Genomic DNA, 21,282 nt, shown 5'->3' on the forward strand with positions numbered 1-21,282 from the left:
AAAAGATAATTCGGAAGGATTTTATCGAATTTTGTCGAATATAAAAAATAAAAATAAGACTGGTTTATTTATGGGGAGGTTTTCTTGAATGGATAAAATCGTATTTGAAGAATCATATACGATTAAAGATTTAGATAGTGATTTAGAAAAATCAATATACAGAATTGATAGTTTAAATTTACCTTTTTATGATGAAAACTGTGCCATAATTTGCGAGATACAATCGGACAAGCCAAATAACAAGTACGAGGAAGATGCAAGAATTGTAAAGAATAAAATAAAAATTTTTTTAAAAATGCGTTGAAGACGCATTTTCTTTTCGTTTTACCTAATATTGATGAAATATTATTATTTGTTGGGTTTGATAGAAATAGATATGAAAGGCAGACATATATTAATATAGTAAGAGAAGTTTTTTATAAATTACAAAAAGAAATATATGATTTAAATTTGCCTTTCACATTATCAGCAGGAGTTAGCTCCTTTGTAAAAGAAAGTACTATGATCAAAAAAGCTTATACCGAGGCTTATATAGCAAATGAAGTGGGAAAAAAGATTTACAAAAAAGAAAGCATTACTTTCTATGATGATTTAGGTATATACAAATTTTTGCGTCTTGTGGATAAAGAAGATATTTTGAAAGACGAAAATATACGTTGTATTTACGAATATGATAAAAAACACAATACAAATCTAATAGAAACCTTAGAAGTATTTATGGATAATAATGGAAGTATAAAGAAGACGGCTGAGAAAACTTTTATGCATCCAAATACTGTTAAATATAGGTTAAATAAAATAAAGGAATTGGTAGGAGAAGATATACTAAAAGACGGAAGTAAGAGATTTTACTACTATGTATTGATAAAAGCAATAAAACTAATTTTAGATTAAAATAATGCTTTTACTATTCATAGCAAAAAATACATAACATGCTATTTTTTTTGTCTTTTTAAGATATATGTTTTTTGTAACACTGTTATTATAATTAATTTAAACAAAAGTTACAAAATTGTAGGAGGTGAACATTTAGATAGTATAAAAAGTACAAAAGAAAAAATGTTAAAGGAAGGTAGATCGTGATATCTGATGTTATTCATGCTTTATTTTACATGCTGCTGGCAAGGGACAGACTGACGGCCATTCATTCTAGAAATGTATCAAAGTATGCCATGACAATAGGCACTGCATTGGGTTTAGATTCAGACGATATGAAAGAACTTTATGTAGCTGCTCTGTTGCATGATTGTGGCAAGGTTGCGTTGCCGGACAAGCTTTTAAAAACACCGAGAAGTTATACACGCTGGGAAAAACAGATGGTACAGCAGCATGTGGTAATAGCGAAAAAGTTGTTGGTAAATCTCGGTTTTTCTAACAAAATTCTTGATGGCATTTATTATCATCACGAAAGATACGACGGTATGGGCTATGTGGAAGGTTTAAGAGGTGAAAGCATACCACTTTTCGCACGAATAATTGCTATTGCAGATGTATTTGACGCGCTTACAAGCAAAAGACCTTACCGAGATCCATTATCCATTCAGCAGGCTATTAACGTATTAAAAGAATCAAAAGGGCAGTTTGATGAAGAACTGTTGGACATTTTTTTAAGATATATTAACAAATCATATGTTGATATTATTAAAAATATTTAAGTTTAAAAATTTTACAATATAGTGGGAGGTTTAAAATATGGCTGAAAAAAATTATAAAACACTTGCTCCTTTGAGTGGAGAGAGCATAAGTGCAACCAGTACAAATACAGCCGTAGATGGGGTAGATAGAAAGCAAATTGAAATGCAAAGGAAAAAGGCACGCACCTTTGCAAAGAGACAACAGGCAGCAGAAAGAATTGCAACAGCGACAGAAGAGCTTTCATCTGGAGTTGAGGAAGCTTCAGGAGCAATCGAAGAATTGAGGTCTTCTATGGAACAGATTGCTAGCGGTGCAGAGGAAGCAAGCAAGGCGATACAGGAGTCACTTGCAGCAATTGAACAAGTAACTAGAGGAGCGGAACGTTCATCGGCGAATGCGCAGAAGGTATTGGATAGGGCTGAGGCTATTCAGTTACTTGTAAAAAAGACAGCTGAAGACATAGAAAAGCTTGTAGAAGGCGTAAATAAAGCATCGTCTAAAAATGAAGAATCAGCAAGACTTGTAGCACAACTAGAAAAGCAAGCAGAGAATATAGTTGATATAGTCAAGACAGTTGGAAGAATAGCAGATCAAACTAATTTACTGGCATTAAATGCGGCTATAGAGGCAGCACGGGCTGGAGATCACGGCAGAGGATTTGCGGTAGTGGCCGATGAGGTAAGGGTACTTGCTGAAACTTCGGAAAAGGCAGCTAATGATATAAGAGAAGTAGTAAATCAAATTCAGCAAGAAGTTAAGGTAGTAGTAGATGCTATTAATGGAGCAGCAGCCAAAGCACGTTCACAAGTTGAAAGAGGGAAGACTATAAGTGAAGGCCTTGTTTCTGTTCTCAGAGCAATGGATGAAGTAGTAAAAGGGGTGTCTTTGATAAATGATCTTAGTCGCCAATCGTTTCAAGCTGTGCAAGAATTCCAAAAAGGGGCGGAAATAATAGCAAGCGGTGCTGAACAACAGGCTGGAGCTACAGAAGAGTCACTTCAAGCGATAGAACAACAGGCAAAAGCTCTCGCTGATGTAAGTCAAGGGTCTACTGAACTTGCTGAGATGGCGGAAGATTTAAGGACATCTACTGATACTCAAAAATCGGCTGAAAGCTTTGCGGCTGCGGCAGAAGAGCTTTCCGCTGCGATAGAAGAATTAAGTAAATCAGCAGATCAAATAATGGTTGCACTTTCGCAGATATCCAAAGGTGCCGAACAGCAGGCAAGTGCAGCAGAAGAATCTTCCAGCGCTGTTGCTCAGGTCGAAAACGGAATGAAGACGATTGGCGAGCAGGCGCAGTCGGCTTTAAATAAAGTGATGGAACTTTCAAGATTACTTGAAACCAACAAGAGCAATGTAGATCAACTTATTGCTGGTATTGAAGATGCTCTTAATGAAAACAAGCTAAATATAGAAAAATAAAAACGTTGGAGTCTATGGCTAAACAGATCAATAAAATTGTGGATACTATTGTGACAGTTGGTATTCAGACAAACATGCTTGCGGTAAGCGGAGCTATAGAAGCCGCAAGAGCAGGAGAACACGGTAAAGGCTTTGCAGTTGTTGCATCGGACATAAGAAATTTGGCGCAAGATAGTACGAATAATGCAGAACAAATCAAGGAACTGGTAAGATCTATACAGGAGCAAATAGGAATAGTACTTGAAGATGCAGAGGCAATAGGCGATTCTACTGTTGAAGAGGTAGAAAAAGCTAGAAGAACTTCAAAAGATTTGGAGCAGATAGAAAAGGATATGAAGGAAATGGTAAAAGCTAGTGAAGAAATTGCAGAAGAGGCTAATCAGAGTATATTAGCGATAGGACAGATAAGGAAAGGAGTAGATCAGATTGCTTCTGCTGCCGAGGAAGCTTCAAGGGCTGCACAAGAAGCAGCTGCAGCTGGTAAGCAACAAGCAGAGGGTATAAGGGAGTTAGCTCAAGCTATTGAAGACATTGCAGCACTAGCCGATGAAATGCAACAGCTTTAAGATTTAAATATTGGTTAAGGTGATGTTTTATGGAACTGGTAAACACAAAAGATATGTCAAGGGAAAATGGCCTTCAGTGTGTTACATTTCATTTGGGCGATGAAATGTACGGCATAGATATGCGATATCTCCAGGAGATAATAAGGGTTCCTGATGTAGTAAAAGTTCCAAGTACCCCTTCATATATTCGTGGTCTTGCCAACTTGCGAGGCACAATCTTGACGATCGTAGATTGCAGACTGCGCTTAGGACTCAAAAAAAATGAGGATACTGAGGCAAGTCGTGTGATCGTGCTGACAGCGGGTAACAAGAAGTTAGGGTATGTAGTTGATCAAGTAGTTGGAGTAATATCTATCCATGAGGATGAAATAGAAAAGGGGTCTGGCTCAGAAACTGCTGCAGACTTTGTTGAAGGTATTGCCAAAATTGAAAAGGGCAAAAAGTTGGTCATGCTGCTAGATGCCGAGAAACTTCTAAATTTCCACGAGGGAGAAACTGTCAGAGAGGGTGCGGAAGTTAGTAAGAACAATATAATTGGCATAGTTCAAGAAAGCGAAAAAAAGAACGCGGATGCTAACGGAGAACAATTGCAGATGATAAGTTTTAAGATAGGAGAGGAAGAATACGGTATTGAGGTAGGCAGTGTACAGGAAATTGTTCGTTTTTCTGGTGAGGTTAGTGAGGTCCCCAATACACCACCTTATATCCTTGGTGTTATTTCTCTTCGAAATAAAGTATTACCCATTGTTAGCTTACGACGATTGTTTAATATGGAAGAATGCTCTTTTGATGAGAGGTCGAGAATAGTAGTTACAAGTATAGAGGAAAATGGTTTTTCGTATACTGTGGGGCTTAGAGTTGATTTGGTTTTGGAAGTGTTGAGAATAGATAAAGTTGCGGTTGCTCCGGTACCACCTTTATTAAAGGCAAAAGATAGTGAAGAAATAAGTGGTATATGTAAGCTGAATGAAGGTAGCCGCCTAGTTTACATACTTGATCCCAAAAAGCTATTTTCGCATAGGTTGAGAGAAAGTGCTAATATATTAAGGACACAAGGTGGTGATGAGGAGATGAAGGTTGTTGATGCAAAGGACGAAGAGGAGCAGCTTGTAAGTTTTTTGGTAGATGGTATAGAATGCGCATTTCCTATAGAGGATGTAAGGGAGATAATAAGACCAACAGAAATAATAGCGGTTCCTAAGGCACCGGATTTTGTGGAGGGTGTCATAAACCTGCGCGGTACGATTGTACCTGTTATCGACCTTAGAAAAAAGTTTGGGTTAAAAGAGGAAAATCGGGATGATCGCAATAGGATAGTGATCGTTGAAATTTCTGGAAGACACACCGGCCTAATCGTTGATTCAGTTAAAGAAGTATTAAAAGTTGGGCATTCTCAGATAGAGGATACGCCAGAGATTCTTATGGATGAAATAGACCAAAGGTTTATAAAAGGCATTGCAAAATTTGATGGGGCGAACAGGATGATCATTTTGCTATCTGTGGAAGAGGTGTTGTCAGGAAAGGAGAAAAAAGAACTAATGGCAATAGATGAAGCAGATAATTGACGCAATAGTTTGATAGGAGAGAAGTGCTAATTATGAAGAAAAAAATTCGTGTACTCGTAGTGGATGACTCTGCTTTTATGCGAAGGTGTTTAAAAGATATACTTGAAAATGAGGAAGACATGGAAGTAATTGATACCGCTCGTGATGGCAATGAGGCAGTAAAAAAGGCAGTAGCTCTACGTCCTGATGTGATAACTCTTGATATAAATATGCCAGTGATGGATGGACTTACCGCACTGCAGTACATAATGTCTCTTGCGCCATGTCCTGTTGTAATTATTTCATCTCTTTCTACAGAAGGAGCTTTAACCACATTTGAAGCTCTCGAGCTCGGAGCTGTTGATTTTGTGGCAAAACCAGGTGGCACAGTTTCGCTGGGAATAAAACAGCTTGCCGACGAAATTGTATCAAAAGTGAGGATAGCTGCTTTATCGAATAAGGAGCTACTAAGTTCTTCAAGAAACTTTAAAAAGTTATTGAAACGTAGAAAGCAGGAGGTAACTGGGAAAGTATATGAAAATAAAAATGTCAAAAACGAAATTGTGATAGTAATTGGAGTTTCTACAGGGGGACCAAAAACGTTGATGGAAATTTTACCTTATCTTCCTTCAGATTTTCCGGCGGCTGTGTTGGTAGTTCAGCACATGCCACCAGGTTTTACACAATCTTTTGCTCAACGCCTAGATCAAAGCTGCAATTTAAAAGTAAAGGAAGCGGAAGACAAAGCATTTGTAGAACCTGGAACAGTTATTATTGCAAAAGGTGGATGGCACCTTGTGGTGGAAAGGGATTCGAGAAGTTCTAAGCTTATTACTAAATTAACTCAAAAACCTGAAGAGGCACTTTATAAGCCTTCTATTAACGTTACCATGAAATCGGTACTTGAAAATGTAGATGGCCGGAATATTATAGGTGTACTTTTGACAGGAATGGGTGACGACGGTGCAGATATGATGGTCGAAATAAGAAAACGAGGTGGGTTAACTATTGCAGAATCACAAGAGACTGCTATAGTATATGGTATGCCAAGAGAAGCTGTAGAGCGTGGTGGAGCTGAGATAGTAGCACCTGCTTATAAGATAAGTGATATTTTGCTAAAGAAGGTGAATGAGTATGCAAGAACCTCAGAATATTAATGAATTAATTAGACTAATGAAGAATGGCAGAAATGAAAGCGAACGCATTGCGGCAGCACTCGATTTGGGAAATTTTGAAAATAAAGAGGTAGTAAAGGCATTGGTAGAACAACTTTGGATGGAAACGAGTAGAGCAGTACAAGAGTCAATAGTGAGTTCTCTTACAAAGATAGGAAGCAAAAATGTTGCAGAACTTGCTGTGGAGTTACTTAAAAGCGATGATGCTTATCTTAGGAATGTTGGAGTAGAAATATTGGCAACCATTGGAGATTCAGCTCTTGAGATTTTTGAAAGAATGATTACGCATCCTGACAAAGATGTTCGACAACTAGTGGTTAATGCTATAGGAGAAGGGCAATTGAAAGAAGCTGCTATGATTTTAAGAAAAGTTATAGAGGAAGATGAAGAAGAAAATGTTGTGGCGGCAGCAGTTGAATACTTAGGCGAGATTGGCGGTAGTGATGAGGACAAGAAAGCAATAAAGCAAGCTTTAAATCGCTTTTCCAGCCCCTTTTTTCAATATGTCGCAGAAGTTGCGTTAAAAAAACTGGGAGGATCGGAATGAGGTGAACAAGTGACAGCTGAAGAATTTATCAAGTTAAGAGATTTTATCTACCGGAAAACAGGAATATATTTTGAGGAGCAAAAAATGTATTATGTAAAAAACAGGGTAGAAAGCCGCATAGAGGCTACCGGATACGAGAATTTCAGGAGCTATTTTGCGTGGTTGCGATTTGACGTCACAGGGCGGGAACTTCAAGAATTGCTTAATGCTTTAACGGTTAATGAAACTTATTTTTTTAGGGAATATTATCAGTTGAAATGCTTTGCGGAAGAGGTTTTACCTGAAATTTTGGAAAGAAAACGCAAAGAGAATATAGAAAAATTAAAATTTGGTCGGCTGGCTGTTCTACAGGTGAAGAACCATATACGCTCGCAATAATAATGGAAGAAATGCTTGAAGACGTAAGTGATATAGAATGGGAAATCTATGCAACGGATATAAATACAGATGTCCTGAAAAAAGCCGAGGAGGGTTTATATTCACAAAGAGCTGTTCGGCTTGTGCCTGAAGAATATAAAAAGCGTTATTTATATAAAAAAGGAGAGTTTTATGAAGTAGTACCAGAACTTAAAAAGAAGGTCACATTTTTTCAGTTAAATTTAATGGATGCAGCGGAAATGCGAAAAATGAGAAATTTTGATGTGATTTTTTGCAGGAATGTGCTTATTTATTTTGATGATGCATCTCGAAGGCAAGTAGCAATTTATTTTTATGAAGCTCTTGTAGAAGGAGGTTATATATTTCTAGGCCATTCAGAGTCAATGAGCCGCATTACACCTATCTTTAAACTGCGAAAGTATAAAAATGCGTTTGTGTACCAGAAATGAGGTGAAAAAAGGTGAATCCCAGCGTATTAATTGTAGATGATTCTGCGGCAGTGCGTGGTTTTCATGGTTCGATACTTCGAAATGTCGGTTTTGAGGTTGAAGAAGCTGCCAACGGTTATGAAGCTTTGGAAAAGTATCTTGCAAAGAAATTTGACCTTTTATTAGTTGATGTGAATATGCCTAAAATGCACGGATACGAGTTGGTACGGCAGATACGAGAGCAAGAGCTTCACGGTTTTGTACCAGTGATTGTTATATCTACAGAATCAGCAGAAAATGACTATTTAGAAGCATTTCGAGTTGGAGCAAATCTTTATTTAGAAAAACCGGTTGATCCGATATGCTTGCAACTTTCTGCAAAAATGCTTACAGGGGTAAGGTAGGGATGACTGAAATGAAGAATGAATCCAATAGATTTATAAATAATGCAAAAAAATTGCTTGACAATATAGGTTTTTTGTGCTTGCGCTGGAAGATGCTGATGAAAAAGATAAAACAGCTGAAGAAATTTTAAGCAGATTGAATGAATTATTGCAATTATGCAAGTCCTATGATTTTGATAAACTGGGTTCTTTTATAGAAAGTTTAATAAAACTGATTAAGGAAATGGCACAAAAAGAGAAATTTATCGATACGGAGATAAGTGATTTTTTACTGGATTCTTTTGAGATGATAATAAGTTTAATTGAGAATGCTGAAAAAGAAGGACTTGAGACATTAAAAACGCCGGAGCTAAAAGAATTTGAAGGCAGAATATCAGAGTTTTTGGATAAAATAGATAAAATGCCTCAAGCTTCTGTGGTACATACAGACGATATGTTACGCACTATTTCAAAAGACAAAAAAATTTTTTTAAATGAATTAATACAAAAAAGCGAAAATGTTTATGAAATACTACTTCAAGTAGTAGGTACAAAAGCTGCAGAAATTGATGTAACCGAATTTTTTGACAAATTAAAAGAAATTGGAGAGGTTACACATATTGATGCTGATACGCGAAAATTACCTTCACTAGAAGAACTTGATCCTTCTATCCCTTATATATCTTTGACTTTTGTATTGATATCTGATAAAAATGCCCAAGAAATAGAAGACACAATGTATAAAGTAGTAGGAACAGATACTGATGTAAAGGTACTTGTATCTCCAGTGTTTCCTGGTGCAATTGAAAAATTTACGACTTCTGAAGTTGATTCTTTATCGGCTACGTCGGCTGGGGAAGACAAGGTACAAGAAGTCATGGATATGATAATTTCACAGCAGGAGGAGTTCTATAAGATTGCAGAGACGCCAGAAGACCGGCGTTGGAGGGGAAACATGGTTATAAACCTGCTTCAAAGGATAGCAGAATACATGGGTTGGGTTACAAAAGGAGAAAAATTAGTCAAAGCATTTAAAACAAATAAAGTCAAATTGCCAGAAAAATTTGCAAAACTTATGAATCTGGTAATAAGTAACAAAAATGAATTACAAGAAGGTGAATCTAAAGATAAGGAAGTTTATGCAGTAAGAACTGAGAATAAAGAAATAGAAAGGCTTGAAATTAAAAAAGGTGAAGAGAAAATCTTGCAAGAGTATAATGAAAGTATTTCCAGAGATGTGATGAACAATAAAGGGTTTTCAGAAATCGAAACTACGAAAACGCTGAAAGTAGACCAAACTAAAATCGATGAGCTCATGAATTTAGTAGGAGAACTGGTTGCAGTCAATAATGGACTTTCGTTTATGATAAAAAAAATCGAAATGGAATATGGATCAACAGATGTAACAAAAGAATTAAAAGATAGGCAGGTTTTGCTAAAGAGGATAGGAAATGACTTGCAGGACATAGTAATGAGCTTGAGACTTCTTCCAATAAAATATATATTTGATCGTTTTCCAAGAATGATTCGCGAGATTAGCAGAAAACTTGACAAGAAGGTACGTCTTGTTACTGAGGGGGAGGAAACCCAGATAGACAAGAATATTGCGACGGCGCTTTATGATCCAATGTTACACATTATAAGGAATGCAATCGATCACGGAATTGAGAAGCCGGAAGAACGGTTAAAAAAGGGAAAATCTGAAGAAGGTTTGTTGGTTCTAAAGGCACAAAAAATAGGAGATAAGGTTATTATTGAGGTCAGAGATGATGGACGCGGCATTGATACTGATGTAGTAAGAGCGAAGGCAGTTCAAAAAGGTTTTGTATCTGCTGAAAAAGCAGCGACGATGGATGAACACGCTGTTTTGGAACTTCTGTTTATACCTGGTTTTAGTACTTCAGATGACGTAACAGAGTTATCTGGTAGAGGTGTGGGAATGGATGTCGTTCGTGATACAGTGAAAAAACTGGGTGGTAATGTGCGTTTGATGAGTAAAGCGGGAGTAGGTACTTCTGTATACCTGGAACTGCCTGTGACAATGGTAACATCCAGGGTACTGTTATTTACTTTGAAAGAGCGCCGTTATGCCTTGCCCCTTGAAAGTGTAGGAGAACTAGTAAAAATAAAGGCTGAGGATATAAGAAAGATGAAAGGAAAAGAAGTAGTAGTATTGAGACGAGAAATAATGCCACTTTTGAGACTAAAGGAATTTATGGGGCTTCAAAATGATGCTGGAGAAAAATTTGATACAGAATATTCACTTGTTGTACTAAATAATGGCGTGGCGCTGATGGTAGATGAATTTATTGGTGAACAGGAGATCATTATAAGGCCCCTTCCGGAAGAACTATCTTCAGTATATTTTTTGGGTGCGGCTATATTGGGTGATGGGGATATTGTTCTTGTTCTAAATCCTGAAAAATTAGCGGGAGGCATTTAAAAATGATGTTGGACTATCTTGATGCCTATGTTGAGGAGACTGAAGAACAACTTTCGAGATTGGAACAGCTTTTTTTGGAAATAGAGAAAAATACCAACCAGATAGAAATTTTAAATGAAATTTTTAGGATTGTACATACAATAAAAGGTTCGTCAGCTACAATGGGTTTCAGCATGGTGGCAGATTTTTGCCACAGATTAGAAAATCTTTTTGACAAGCTGAGGAAGGGTGAACTTGGTATAGATGACTATTTGATAGATATACTGTTTAAAAGTTTTGATACTTTGAAAGAAATGGTGTCAGCATCTATAAAAGGAGAAAACTATGATAGCCATATAGTAGAAGTGTTGATTAACGCTATAGATAGTTTTAAACAAATGGATGACAATAATAATGGTAAGAAGATAGAGGAAAGCAATAAAGAAACCATTGAAAAAAAGAAAACCAAGTAAATAACAATATTTGGGAAATATCAGTTGAGATAAGCAAGGATTGCGTAATGAAAAATGCACGGGCTCTGATAATTGAAAAATATATTGAGGAAATGGGAAACGTGATATGCTTTGAACCTTCTCTTGATGTGCTGCAAAGAGAAGAAGTTGTAGGTGAAAAGATAACGGCAATATTGGAAAGTCGGATGAGAATCGAAGATGTGGTCTGGAAGTTACAAAATGTACCAGATGTCATTAACGTGGAGGTGAAGCAAGACTATAGAAGTAAAGACGTTGTCAGAATAAATATAAATATGCAGAATAAAATAGAAGATATTATGCATTTAAAAGAAGTTATGATGAAAGCTAATGTGGTAGAACTCGAATTTGAAGAAAAGCCTAAACTAAGTTTTGCATTATTACAGCTTATACTTGCTGCGTATAGAGAAAATAAAGAAATTCATTATAAAAAAAACAGGGGGAATGTAGCAAAAATACTTAATTTAATGGGAATAATTTCATGAAGAGACTTTAAATTTTTTTAAGGGAGTGAAAAGTATTTTGTGTATTTAGATTAATTTCATACTCTTTCTTGGCAAGAATTAATTAACATTTTATCTAATCCATCTTTAAGTATAACCTTTTTTCTAAATTTTATGCATGAAAGTGAATTAATTTGGTTAAAATATTCAATTAGGGGTTATTTGAGTTTTTCTTTAGGACCTTTGAATCCCTAGGTCTTCAAAGGTCCTAAAGAAAAATTTTTTTTCGGTTCTTTTCCCTTATAGATATTTTTCTAATCTGCCTGAATACATTATAATCAATTGGTTTAATACTATATCCCAATTTTTATATCTTACGGTCCATTTCTTTAATACATTCATACTTACCAAATATAGCATTTTTTCTAATGCTTCATCGGATGGAAATATTGTTTTTGATTTTGTAACTTTCCTTAACTGCCTATGGAATCCTTCAATTATATTCGTTGTATACATTATTTTCCTTACTTCATTAGGAAATTTATAAAATGGACTTAAAACATTCCATTTCGCCAAATTGAGTCTTTACAGTCTCAAAAATCTGTACCATTATTTTGAAAATAAAAAAGTCTCATTTTTGAAACTCTTCTTAACCTTTTAAAACATTAATTTAGCAATTTCTTTATTTCTTCTACAGGTAACTTTGTAATTTTTGCAATTTTGTCGATATCTATGCCTTCTTTTAACATTTCTTTTACAATAGCAATTTTTTCTTGCATTACATCTTTTTCTATTTCTTTCTCTATTCCTTTCTCCAATATCATCTTATATGCTTCAGATTCTTCAATTTCTCAACATATTCTTCCTTCCGTTTCTCCTTAATTACCTTCTACTTATAACCACACTTCACAGTGATAATAAATCCGTTACACTCTATATAAGTGATTCTTCTACTTCATCGTCTTGTCAAGAATGTTTCTCATAAAACGGGTTTGGCTAAACTTAGAAACTGTGATAATATTAAATTAAAAGATTTTGTATTCTTTTGCCAATGAATAGAATTAATTTAAAGGGGGCTAAAATGATGAACGAAATAAGTATTGCGCATCTTGTCAAATCAGAAGATCTAAACCATCACGGAACACTTTTTGCTGGAAGAATAGCTGAATGGTTTGTGGAAGCCTGTTTTATAGCTGCCTGTGACCTTATAAAAAAGCCTGAAAACATTGTTTGCCTGAAAATACATGGCCTTGAATTTAAAAAGAGTGCGACGAAAGGAGATATTATAAAAATAAAATCCCGTGTAGTTTTAACTGGAAGGTCTAGTGTAAAAACTTATGCTAAAATATATAAAAATGATGAAGCTGAGCCTATATTAGAAGGCTTTGCTACTTTTATTCATGTAGATGAGAATGGAAGACCAGCGCCGCATAATGTTACCTTACCTGAGCCTGAAAATGAAGAAGAAAGAATGCTTAGGGAAAGGGCAAAACAAATTATCTAGGAGATGAGAAATAAATATCAACTGGATAAAAAACCACTTCTGTAAGGAAGGTTAGTTTATGGGGTAGTGATAAAATGGATACAGTAAAGATTTATACCAATATTATAAAAGATAATATGGATAGACCGGAAAAAGTAGATAAGCTAATAAATTTTGGTCTTACCTCTGCTTACTATTATGTGAGCTTTTTCAAAGACAAAAGGATTCCCAAATCTCTTCATTACCTAAATAAATACTCTATAAAAAGCATAAAAGATTCTTTAGCAAATCCTCAAAATTCTGCTTGGGTAAACCTCTTTGCACCCTCTGAATTTTTGATTGCTATGGACATAAAACCCTTATTTATTGAAGCATATTCTTCTTTCATGTCAGGCTTCTTCATCGAAGATTATCTTGTTGATACTGCCGAATCGAGAGGCATGTCAAATACTTTATGCAGTTATCATAAAACTTTCATAGGAGCCAGTGAACTTAATATCCTCAAAAAACCTAAATTTATGATGACTACTTCCATGATATGCGATGCGAATATACCTACTTTCAAGTATCTTTCAAAAAAACACGGGGTTCCACTGTACATTATTGATATTCCCTACAAATATTCTAAAGACTCCGTAGTGTATGTAAAAAAACAGCTTTTAGAAGTGGCGGAAAAGCTTGAGGAAGTTTTTAATAGAAAGCTTGATATTGATAAATTGAGGGAAGTTGTAAAAACGGAAAATAAAACAAGAGCACTTATGAGAGAATATTTAAATTATGCGGGAGAAAAAAGATTTATACCTACTATGACCTTTGAAATGTATATGCTCTTTGCATCCCATGTATTCATTGGAAGCAAGGAAGTATTACATTTTTATGAGATGTTAGTGGAGGATATAAAAAGAGCTCCTGAAAGAAGTGGAAAAAGCATATTTTTTATACACCTTCTCCCTATATTTGAGAAAAATTTTAAAGATTACTTTAACTTTAGCGATAAATTTCACATTGCTGGTAGTGACTTAAATTATGATTTTCTTGATGAAGTTGATGAAAACGACCCTTTCAAGGGAATCGCTGAAAAGCTTATCTTAAACTCTTTTAATGGTGAAATAAATAGAAGAGTTGCAAGAATCAAAGAACTGATAGAAAAAATAAAACCGGACGGCATTATACAGTTTTGTCATTTGGGCTGTAAGCAGTCCATGGGTGGAACGTTTATAATTAAAAATCTTGCTTCAGAATTGGGTATTCCATTTCTTTATTTAGATGGGGATTGTGTAGACAAAAGAAATAATCAAGAGGGGCAGAATAGGACGAGGCTCGAAGCTTTTCTTGAAATGCTTTAGCAATCTTTCTGGAGGTGAAAAATTGATAGGGTACATTTGCAAATACACGCCTGTAGAAATAATCGAAGCCTTTGGAGAAGAACCGGTAAGACTTGAGTCAGGATATAAATCTCATGAACATGCTGAGGCCCTGATTCACTCAAATATGTGCAGTTTTGCAAAAGGGGTTTTGGAAAATATAATTGAAAATAATATTGAAGAGGTTGTATTAACTGCCTGTTGTGATAGTATAAAAAGACTTTATGATGTATTAAAAGGTAAAGTAAAACTTATCTATCTTCTAGACCTGCCCAGAAAAAAAGATCCTCTCGCAATAGATCTTTTTTACAATGAAATAATTGAATTTATAGAAGCGTATCAGGCCTTTAAAAACAAGAATTTTGCTGAAGAGAATTTGCTAAAAATTCTAGAAAGCAAGTCTTTTAATAAAGAAAAGGAATCCACTGAAAGCATTGCTATATTAGGTGCGAGGCTTAAAGATGATGTTATAGAAAAAATCATAAATTCTTGTACAGCAAATGTAATAAATTTTACCTGCACAGGTGAAGAAAGAGTATTCAATATTGAAGCAAAAGATAATTTATTAAAAAGCTATGCGGAATCGCTTCTCAATTTAACACCCTGCATGAGAATGGCAGAAGATCGAAGCAAGTTAATCAATAAAGAATTGAAGGGGATAATATACAACACCATAAAGTTTTGTGATTTTTATTCCTATGAGTATGCTGAACTCAAAAGCAAAGCAGACGTCCCACTTTTAAAAATTGAAACTGACTATAACGATTCAAATAACGGCCAGATTTTAACAAGAATAGATGCCTTTTTGGAATCAACCGGTATAAAAAAGATGGAAAAACAAAAAGCCAAGAAGGGATATTTTGTAGGAGTGGATAGTGGCTCTACTTCTACAAATGTAGTCATAATCGACGAAAACAAAAACATAATATCATATTCTATTATTCCAACAGGTCCTAAAGCTCTAGAAAGTGCTTTTAAAGCTTTTGAAATTGCTTTAAATAATGCAGGACTTCAAGAAAAGGATATTACATCAATAGTAGCAACAGGGTATGGAAGAGTAAGCATTCCCTTTGCAGATAGAATTGTAACTGAAATTACCTGTCACGGAAAAGGCGCGTTTTTTGTAGACAATGCTATTAGAACTGTTATAGATATAGGTGGACAGGATAGCAAAGTGATAAGGTTAGATGACAGCGGCAATGTCATTGATTTTGTGATGAATGACAAATGTTCAGCAGGGACAGGCCGGTTTCTTGAAGTAATGGCGAGAACGTTAGGCATTTCAATTGAAGAAATGGCAAAAGTGCATAAGGAAGTAAAAGAAAATATCACGATTACCAGTATGTGCACTGTATTTGCAGAATCAGAAGTAATATCTCTTATTGCCCAAAACAAGGACCAGAGGGATATAATACATGCCCTCAATAAAGCCGTTGCTTCAAAAGCAGTTTCCCTGGTCGACAGAATAGGGAGAAAAGGAAAATACATGATGACAGGGGGCGTTGCCAAAAATCAGGGAGTAGTTTATGCCATTGAAAGCAGGCTCGGTGAAAAACTTGTAATCCCATTTGAACCACAGATTATTGGTGCGCTTGGAGCAGCGCTAATTTCACTTGAAGGTAAATGAAGTTACTTTTTATGATAAAAATAAAATGGTGGTGATGTTATGAAAATTCTTATAGCTCCCGATAAGTTTAAAGGAAGTTTATCTGCATTTGAGGTTGCAGATAGCATAGAAAAAGGAATTTTAAAGGTTTTCCCAGAAGCCGTTATCGAGAAAGTCCCTATGGCAGATGGTGGCGAAGGGACTGTTGAATCATTAGTTAATGCAACTGGAGGAAAAATAATAAAGACAAATGTAAAAGATCCTCTATTTAGAGGTATTGAAAGTTTTTATGGAATATTAGGTGATGGCGAAACAGCAGTTATAGAAATGGCTGCTGCCTCAGGACTTTATCTTTTGAAGGATTATGAGAGAAATCCCATGATCACAACAACATACGGAACCGGTCAGCTTATAAAAGATGCTTTAGATAAAGGCTGCAGAAATTTCATTATAGCAGTAGGTGGAAGCGCAACCAACGATGGTGGTGCTGGCATGGCAACAGCGTTAGGAGTTAAATTTTATGATAAAGATGGTAGAGAAATAGGTCTTGGAGGAGGCGCACTTTCAAAAATTTATTCAATAGATACTTCAAATCTTGATTATAGATTAAAGGAATGTAGGTTTATTGTAGCCTGCGATGTAGCAAATCCTTTAATTGGAGAAAATGGTGCATCAAGAGTTTACGGTCCCCAAAAGGGTGCTACAAAGGAGATGGTAAAAGTTTTAGATAAAAACCTTGAACATTATGGTAAACTTTTAGAAAAGTATTTTAATAAAAGAATAATAGATGTCCCAGGTTCAGGTGCTGCAGGTGGTTTAGGTGCAGGACTCATGGCATTTTTAAATGCACAGTTAAAAAGTGGTATAGAAATAATAATTGAGGCATTAAAGCTTGAAGAGAAAATAAAAGAAGCTGATATTGTAATTTCCGGTGAAGGAAAAGTAGATTTTCAAACAGCGTTTGGGAAAACAATTTCAGGAATAGCTAAATTGTGCAAGAAGCATAATAAACCGTTTATTGTAATAGCAGGAACGGTTGAAGATATAGAAAAACTTTATGAGATTGGAGTTAGCAGCGTTTTTTCGATTATGGAAAAGCCAATGTCCCTTGAAGATGCTATAAAAAACGCACCAACATTGTTAGAAAAATCTGCTGAGAGAATTTTTAGGTTAATCAAAGTCATAAAGGCTTAAAAAAAGGGGGGTTTTTAATGTCAGGTCCATATTTAATCTTTATTTTATTCTTAGCTATTCTTTTTATCGTAATTACAACAGCAAAGTTTAAACTTCATCCATTCTTAGCCCTTATTCTCGCATCATACTTTTTAGCTTTTGCAGCATTTATGCCATCCGATAAAATTGCAGGCATAATTGCTCAAGGCTTTGGTAACACACTTACAAGCATAGGGATAGTAATAATAGCTGGTGTTATCATAGGAACTATTCTTGAAAAATCAGGTGCTGCAATCAAAATGGCTGAGACAATTATTAAGTTTGTAGGGGAAAAGCGACCTACAATAGCAATGAGTATTATAGGTTACATTGTTTCTATCCCTGTTTACTGTGATAGTGGATTCATAATTCTTTCTTCATTGAACAAAGCTTTAGCAAAGAAAACGAAAACATCTCTTGTTGCAATGTCTATAGCACTTTCAACAGGACTTTATGCAACACATGTTTTAGTTCCACCGACTCCAGGTCCAATTGCGGCTGCTTCAAATCTTCAACTTAATAATCTTTTATTGGTTATCTTAATAGGACTTCTGGTAGTAATACCAGCAATGATAGCAGGTAATATATTTGCTAATAAAGTTGCTTCAAAATATCAAGCTAGTATTGATGAAAGCATAAGCTATGAGGAAGTTTTAAAGAAGTATGGAAAACTTCCAAGTGCTTGGAAATCATTTGCCCCAATTGTTGTTCCCATAATTTTAATGGCACTTGGCTCAATCGCAAAGTTCCCAGGTGAACCATTTGGAGAGGGCTTTTTTTATAAACTATTTGTATTTTTAGGAACACCTGTAAATGCACTTTTAATAGGTATGTTCTTTGCATTTTTGCTTTTACCAAATTTAAGTTCTGAAACATTAAATTCCTGGATTGTCGAAGCAATAAAGGATTCAGCAACAATATTAATTATAACTGGAGCAGGTGGTTCATTAGGTAATGTAATTAAAGAAATAGGAGTAGGTGATTATCTCGGACAAACTTTGTCGGGATTAAATCTTGGTATGTTTTTGCCATTCATTATTGCAGCAGCAATTAAAACTGCACAAGGTTCTTCGACCGTTTCCCTTATAACGACATCAGCATTAATGCTTCCGCTACTACCATCTTTAGGATTTACTTCAGATATTGCAAAGGCCCTTGTGGTTGCGGCAATAGGTGCAGGTGCTATGACCGTTAGCCATGCAAACGATAGTTATTTTTGGGTTGTTTCTCAGTTTGGTGGGATAGATGTTAAAACTGCATACAAGACTCAAACTGTTGCAACCCTAATAATGGGAATAGTAGCAATAATCACAGTTTTCATTTTGTCGTTATTCTTAATTTAATATGTCACAATAAAGCACCCAAAATCTTTGGTGTTGAAGTTTTTATAGGTTTTTTGTCAAGAGTTGGGGTAGGTATTTTCTGAATGCCTGCCCTTACTTTTTAGATCAGAACATAATGTCATTATTAGCAACTTTATACATTAAATGTAAATAACTTCATTATACTCTAGCCCTCATTTGATACAGAGGCTATCCAGTATTTGCTTTTATATTGCCTTACTACTCTTATTTACACTGTGGGTATATTTTTTTATTGCTATATTGCAAAACATTCTGATATGGTATAATAAAGGCGAATGTAAGAATAAGAAGCTTAATAATATCAAAAAAGCAAAAAAGTTTAGAAAGCGGGTATTATAAACAAAAATACAAGGTTAGATCTATATACATTGTATGAATTTAACAGATAAAAAGGTTGAGTCATCTACAATAAAAATTATCATACATACAAGCTAAAAACTAACCTAAGATGAATACTTGTCTGGTGATAGGGCTATGTGGACATAAATATTATTTCCTTTTATAGGATGAGTACGAATATTTTAGGGGAGACAAATAACTTTTTAGTTACATTTACTGATATAACAGCGGAATACAATATGATGCAAAAATTGAGAAGTAGTCAAAATGAAGTGGAAACGGCATTTTCGATTATGCTTCCTGACCAGCGTATAGAAGCACGGCTGAAATCTGTTCCAGAGTATATGGATGAGTACGACGAAAGTACAGGCATGGTGAAGATAACCGGTGTAATCAGAAATGGTGGATTCAGGCACGTCGTAAACATGCTTAAATTAATTGCAGACGCTTTTAGACAAGGTCTGATGGAATTGCCGGGGATGGATAAGAATGCACTTGTAGAGGCAGCTGTCCTGCATGATATTGGGAAAGTACAGCCGGACTTGAAGATAGGAGATATAGTAAATCCGAAAGAAGCGTTTGAAAAGGGTTATTTTCATGCATTTCGAAGCGCTGATTTAAGCAAGGCGTTATATAATATAGACGATAAGGTGTATTATTTGATAAAGTATCATCATCATATTGAAAACGAACTGCCGTCCGACTTCCCTGAGGTTCTATTGCCAATGTACAGATTTTTCAGATTAATTGATGGCCTTTCAGCTGGAATTACTCGCAGAGGTTCTAAAGTATTGATGAAGATAAACGGCACCAGAATTTATGTGAAGGAAGAAAGTAGTTTCCGATCTTACAATCAGGAAATTGAAATGGACATTTACACTGGATTTTTCAATAGCAGAAAGAATCATTATCATAAAAGCTGGTAGGCTTTAAACACCCAAGCCATTAGTAACAATATCAAGAGATAATTGTTTAGCTTTGTTTTTCATAGGATTTCCTCCGTTTCGTTTTTGTGTTTGTCATATATAGGAATTCTACAAAAGCGTGGGAATTCCTTTGAAAATATATAGCAGAACTCCTGAATTTATGAGGGTTTTGGGGTTCTGCAAAAACCGAAATGTTAAAATAAAAAAGGGGGAAAAAGAACGTGGAATTTATGAATGTTAAGCTTCCAGAGGAAATTGTTCGTGAAGAATATTTAGGAAATTTTGACCAAGCAAATCATCTCATTGAAAGATGGCTTGAAAAAAGACTTCCAAATGAGCTTAGAATGAGATTAATTTTTGAAAAGGAGCGAGTAAAAAGGCTTTTAAAGAATTATCCTTATAATGAGGAGACAGCTATTAACAAAGCAAGAGAGCTTATAGATAATTTTACAAATGAAGAATTTTATACTTTGCTTGATAAAGGATTTTTGGATTACATTATGGTTGATGGAAAAAGAATGTATGAGGAAAGATTTGCTCAGAATATTGCTTATGCGATTCCGGATTACCAGAAAAGGATGAAAAAAGACAAAAGTAGAGAAGAGTCACGAAATCTTAATGACAATAGGTTACGAGAACTTCTGAATGGTGATAAGCCGAAAGAATATAAGGTTCGTGCTAAAATTTCTCTAAAAATTGTAGAAGACATCGAGGAAGAGAAAGTGAAACTTTGGTTGCCATTTCCAAAAGAAGAATTTCAGCAGAAAGATGTAAAACTTGTTTCAGTAAGTCATGAAAAGTATTTTTTAGCATCTTCTGATATCCCTCAAAGAACAATCTATTTTGAAGGTAAAAAAGATGATGAATATTTTGTAGAATTCGAATATGTTATAAAAGAATGGGTAAATACAGTTGTCCCAGCAAATACTGAAAAAATAAATAATTATGACTTTTTATCAGAGGAACCACCCCATATAATTTTTACACCATATTTAAGGAAACTTGCTAAAGAAATAGTAGGAGATGAGAAAAACCCCTATCTAAAGGCAAAGAAGATATATGATTGGATAACCTTAAATGTTAACTACTCTTATGTACATCCTTATGCATTATATGAAAATATTCCTGAGTTTGTTGCATGTAATTTAAAAGGTGACTGTGGATTTCAAGCGCTCTTCTTTATAACTCTTTGCAGGATTGTAGGTATTCCTGCCAGATGGCAATCAGGCTGGTATATAACCCCATTCCTAGCGTCACCGCATGATTGGGCATTATTCTTTATACCACCTTATGGATGGCTTCCTGCCGACCTATCTTTTGGTGGGCGTTATAAAAACAATCAAGAATTAAGAGAATTCTATTTTGGTAATCTTGATGCATTTAGAATGGTGGCAAATTCTGATTTTATGAAAGACTTTACACCCAAGAAAGTATTCTGGCGTAGTGATCCTTATGATAATCAGGTTGGTGAAGCAGAAACAGAGCATAAAAATATTTATGATTTTAAATATGAGATTCAAGTATTAGATTTTAAAGAAATACGGAGGTAGA

At 35.1% G+C, this 21,282-nt stretch carries 22 protein-coding genes and 1 pseudogene; 21 read left to right on the forward strand and 2 right to left on the reverse strand.

Annotation, left to right across the window (positions count from 1 at the left end; all coding sequences use genetic code 11):
* Positions 1 to 88 precede the first annotated feature (88 nt).
* From THESIDRAFT1_RS14235 to THESIDRAFT1_RS09915, 14 genes are all read left to right on the forward strand, one after another.
* Positions 89 to 304: a hypothetical protein gene (locus THESIDRAFT1_RS14235; protein ID WP_244262638.1), complete on the forward strand. Its 216-nt coding sequence runs from the start codon at positions 89 to 91 to the stop codon at positions 302 to 304.
* Positions 301 to 894 carry a PucR family transcriptional regulator gene (locus THESIDRAFT1_RS09865; protein WP_244262639.1) on the forward strand — a complete coding sequence of 198 codons (594 nt, stop codon included), beginning with the start codon at positions 301 to 303 and terminating at the stop codon, positions 892 to 894. The genes THESIDRAFT1_RS14235 and THESIDRAFT1_RS09865 overlap by 4 nt, the downstream gene beginning before the upstream one ends.
* Before the next feature lie 185 nt (positions 895 to 1,079).
* A complete protein-coding gene (locus tag THESIDRAFT1_RS09870; protein WP_006570291.1) occupies positions 1,080 to 1,655 on the forward strand; it encodes an HD-GYP domain-containing protein in 576 nt (191 codons plus the stop codon).
* Between the two features lie 37 nt (positions 1,656 to 1,692).
* A complete protein-coding gene (locus THESIDRAFT1_RS09875; protein ID WP_244262640.1) occupies positions 1,693 to 3,060 on the forward strand; it encodes a methyl-accepting chemotaxis protein in 1,368 nt (455 codons plus the stop codon).
* Positions 3,061 to 3,074: 14 nt separating this feature from the next.
* Positions 3,075 to 3,626 carry a methyl-accepting chemotaxis protein gene (locus tag THESIDRAFT1_RS15205; protein ID WP_244262641.1) on the forward strand — a complete coding sequence of 184 codons (552 nt, stop codon included), beginning with the start codon at positions 3,075 to 3,077 and terminating at the stop codon, positions 3,624 to 3,626.
* Between the two features lie 29 nt (positions 3,627 to 3,655).
* The gene (locus tag THESIDRAFT1_RS09880; protein ID WP_006570293.1) at positions 3,656 to 5,191 is read left to right on the forward strand and encodes a chemotaxis protein CheW; all 1,536 of its coding nucleotides are present in this window, start codon (positions 3,656 to 3,658) and stop codon (positions 5,189 to 5,191) included.
* 32 nt (positions 5,192 to 5,223) lie between these two features.
* Positions 5,224 to 6,327 (forward strand): protein-glutamate methylesterase/protein-glutamine glutaminase, encoded by a 1,104-nt coding sequence (locus THESIDRAFT1_RS09885; RefSeq protein ID WP_006570294.1) that lies wholly within the window; start codon positions 5,224 to 5,226, stop codon positions 6,325 to 6,327.
* The gene (locus tag THESIDRAFT1_RS09890; protein ID WP_006570295.1) at positions 6,305 to 6,892 is read left to right on the forward strand and encodes a HEAT repeat domain-containing protein; all 588 of its coding nucleotides are present in this window, start codon (positions 6,305 to 6,307) and stop codon (positions 6,890 to 6,892) included. Before THESIDRAFT1_RS09885 ends, THESIDRAFT1_RS09890 begins: the two co-directional genes overlap by 23 nt.
* A gap of 9 nt (positions 6,893 to 6,901) precedes the next feature.
* Positions 6,902 to 7,270, forward strand: a complete 369-nt coding sequence (locus tag THESIDRAFT1_RS15210; protein ID WP_244262642.1) for a protein-glutamate O-methyltransferase CheR — start codon at positions 6,902 to 6,904, stop codon at positions 7,268 to 7,270.
* Positions 7,219 to 7,719 (forward strand): CheR family methyltransferase, encoded by a 501-nt coding sequence (locus tag THESIDRAFT1_RS15215; protein ID WP_244262815.1) that lies wholly within the window; start codon positions 7,219 to 7,221, stop codon positions 7,717 to 7,719. The genes THESIDRAFT1_RS15210 and THESIDRAFT1_RS15215 overlap by 52 nt, the downstream gene beginning before the upstream one ends.
* Positions 7,720 to 7,730: 11 nt before the next feature.
* Complete coding sequence (locus THESIDRAFT1_RS09900) at positions 7,731 to 8,102, forward strand: response regulator (RefSeq protein ID WP_006570297.1); 372 nt, start codon at positions 7,731 to 7,733, stop codon at positions 8,100 to 8,102.
* Between the two features lie 76 nt (positions 8,103 to 8,178).
* Entirely contained in the window at positions 8,179 to 10,524 is a 2,346-nt protein-coding gene (locus THESIDRAFT1_RS09905; RefSeq protein ID WP_006570298.1) for a chemotaxis protein CheA, read from the forward strand.
* Between the two features lie 2 nt (positions 10,525 to 10,526).
* Positions 10,527 to 10,976 (forward strand): Hpt domain-containing protein, encoded by a 450-nt coding sequence (locus THESIDRAFT1_RS09910; RefSeq protein WP_006570299.1) that lies wholly within the window; start codon positions 10,527 to 10,529, stop codon positions 10,974 to 10,976.
* A gap of 17 nt (positions 10,977 to 10,993) precedes the next feature.
* The gene (locus tag THESIDRAFT1_RS09915; protein ID WP_483027944.1) at positions 10,994 to 11,479 is read left to right on the forward strand and encodes a hypothetical protein; all 486 of its coding nucleotides are present in this window, start codon (positions 10,994 to 10,996) and stop codon (positions 11,477 to 11,479) included.
* Between the two features lie 258 nt (positions 11,480 to 11,737).
* On the opposite strand, the pseudogene THESIDRAFT1_RS09920 reads toward THESIDRAFT1_RS09915, so the two are convergent.
* Positions 11,738 to 12,004, reverse strand: a pseudogene (locus tag THESIDRAFT1_RS09920) (transposase); the annotation flags it as partial.
* Positions 12,005 to 12,102: 98 nt separating this feature from the next.
* Positions 12,103 to 12,261, reverse strand: a complete 159-nt coding sequence (locus THESIDRAFT1_RS13315) for a helix-turn-helix domain-containing protein (protein ID WP_003867657.1) — start codon at positions 12,259 to 12,261, stop codon at positions 12,103 to 12,105.
* Between the two features lie 260 nt (positions 12,262 to 12,521).
* On the opposite strand from THESIDRAFT1_RS13315, the gene THESIDRAFT1_RS09925 reads away from it, so the two are divergent.
* The 7 genes from THESIDRAFT1_RS09925 (at position 12,522) to THESIDRAFT1_RS09955 (ending at position 21,281) form a co-directional block, all read left to right on the forward strand.
* Complete coding sequence (locus THESIDRAFT1_RS09925) at positions 12,522 to 12,941, forward strand: acyl-CoA thioesterase (protein ID WP_039929334.1); 420 nt, start codon at positions 12,522 to 12,524, stop codon at positions 12,939 to 12,941.
* A 74-nt stretch (positions 12,942 to 13,015) separates the two neighbouring features.
* On the forward strand, positions 13,016 to 14,266 hold the full coding sequence (locus THESIDRAFT1_RS09930) for a 2-hydroxyacyl-CoA dehydratase subunit D (protein WP_006570302.1): 1,251 nt from the start codon (positions 13,016 to 13,018) through the stop codon (positions 14,264 to 14,266).
* A 22-nt stretch (positions 14,267 to 14,288) separates the two neighbouring features.
* A complete protein-coding gene (locus THESIDRAFT1_RS09935; RefSeq protein WP_006570303.1) occupies positions 14,289 to 15,911 on the forward strand; it encodes an acyl-CoA dehydratase activase in 1,623 nt (540 codons plus the stop codon).
* Positions 15,912 to 15,950: 39 nt separating this feature from the next.
* Complete coding sequence (locus THESIDRAFT1_RS09940) at positions 15,951 to 17,084, forward strand: glycerate kinase (RefSeq protein WP_006570304.1); 1,134 nt, start codon at positions 15,951 to 15,953, stop codon at positions 17,082 to 17,084.
* Between the two features lie 17 nt (positions 17,085 to 17,101).
* Entirely contained in the window at positions 17,102 to 18,445 is a 1,344-nt protein-coding gene (locus tag THESIDRAFT1_RS09945; protein WP_006570305.1) for a GntP family permease, read from the forward strand.
* A 527-nt stretch (positions 18,446 to 18,972) separates the two neighbouring features.
* On the forward strand, positions 18,973 to 19,731 hold the full coding sequence (locus THESIDRAFT1_RS09950; RefSeq protein WP_244262643.1) for an HD domain-containing protein: 759 nt from the start codon (positions 18,973 to 18,975) through the stop codon (positions 19,729 to 19,731).
* A gap of 221 nt (positions 19,732 to 19,952) precedes the next feature.
* Positions 19,953 to 21,281, forward strand: a complete 1,329-nt coding sequence (locus tag THESIDRAFT1_RS09955) for a transglutaminase-like domain-containing protein (protein WP_006570307.1) — start codon at positions 19,953 to 19,955, stop codon at positions 21,279 to 21,281.
* Position 21,282: the final 1 nt, after the last annotated feature.

Source organism: Thermoanaerobacter siderophilus SR4 (genome assembly GCF_000262445.1).
Lineage (GTDB): Bacteria > Bacillota > Thermoanaerobacteria > Thermoanaerobacterales > Thermoanaerobacteraceae > Thermoanaerobacter > Thermoanaerobacter ethanolicus.

Coding starts and splice junctions, on each gene's coding strand:
- THESIDRAFT1_RS09945 (WP_006570305.1), top strand. CDS start 17,102: ATGTCAGGTCCATATTTAATCTTTATTTTATTCTTAGCTATTCTTTTT.
- THESIDRAFT1_RS09885 (WP_006570294.1), top strand. CDS start 5,224: ATGAAGAAAAAAATTCGTGTACTCGTAGTGGATGACTCTGCTTTTATG.
- THESIDRAFT1_RS09910 (WP_006570299.1), top strand. CDS start 10,527: ATGATGTTGGACTATCTTGATGCCTATGTTGAGGAGACTGAAGAACAA.
- THESIDRAFT1_RS09875 (WP_244262640.1), top strand. CDS start 1,693: ATGGCTGAAAAAAATTATAAAACACTTGCTCCTTTGAGTGGAGAGAGC.
- THESIDRAFT1_RS09950 (WP_244262643.1), top strand. CDS start 18,973: ATGAGTACGAATATTTTAGGGGAGACAAATAACTTTTTAGTTACATTT.
- THESIDRAFT1_RS09940 (WP_006570304.1), top strand. CDS start 15,951: ATGAAAATTCTTATAGCTCCCGATAAGTTTAAAGGAAGTTTATCTGCA.
- THESIDRAFT1_RS15205 (WP_244262641.1), top strand. CDS start 3,075: ATGGCTAAACAGATCAATAAAATTGTGGATACTATTGTGACAGTTGGT.
- THESIDRAFT1_RS09930 (WP_006570302.1), top strand. CDS start 13,016: ATGGATACAGTAAAGATTTATACCAATATTATAAAAGATAATATGGAT.
- THESIDRAFT1_RS13315 (WP_003867657.1), bottom strand. CDS start 12,261: ATGATATTGGAGAAAGGAATAGAGAAAGAAATAGAAAAAGATGTAATG.
- THESIDRAFT1_RS09890 (WP_006570295.1), top strand. CDS start 6,305: ATGCAAGAACCTCAGAATATTAATGAATTAATTAGACTAATGAAGAAT.
- THESIDRAFT1_RS14235 (WP_244262638.1), top strand. CDS start 89: ATGGATAAAATCGTATTTGAAGAATCATATACGATTAAAGATTTAGAT.
- THESIDRAFT1_RS09880 (WP_006570293.1), top strand. CDS start 3,656: ATGGAACTGGTAAACACAAAAGATATGTCAAGGGAAAATGGCCTTCAG.
- THESIDRAFT1_RS09925 (WP_039929334.1), top strand. CDS start 12,522: ATGAACGAAATAAGTATTGCGCATCTTGTCAAATCAGAAGATCTAAAC.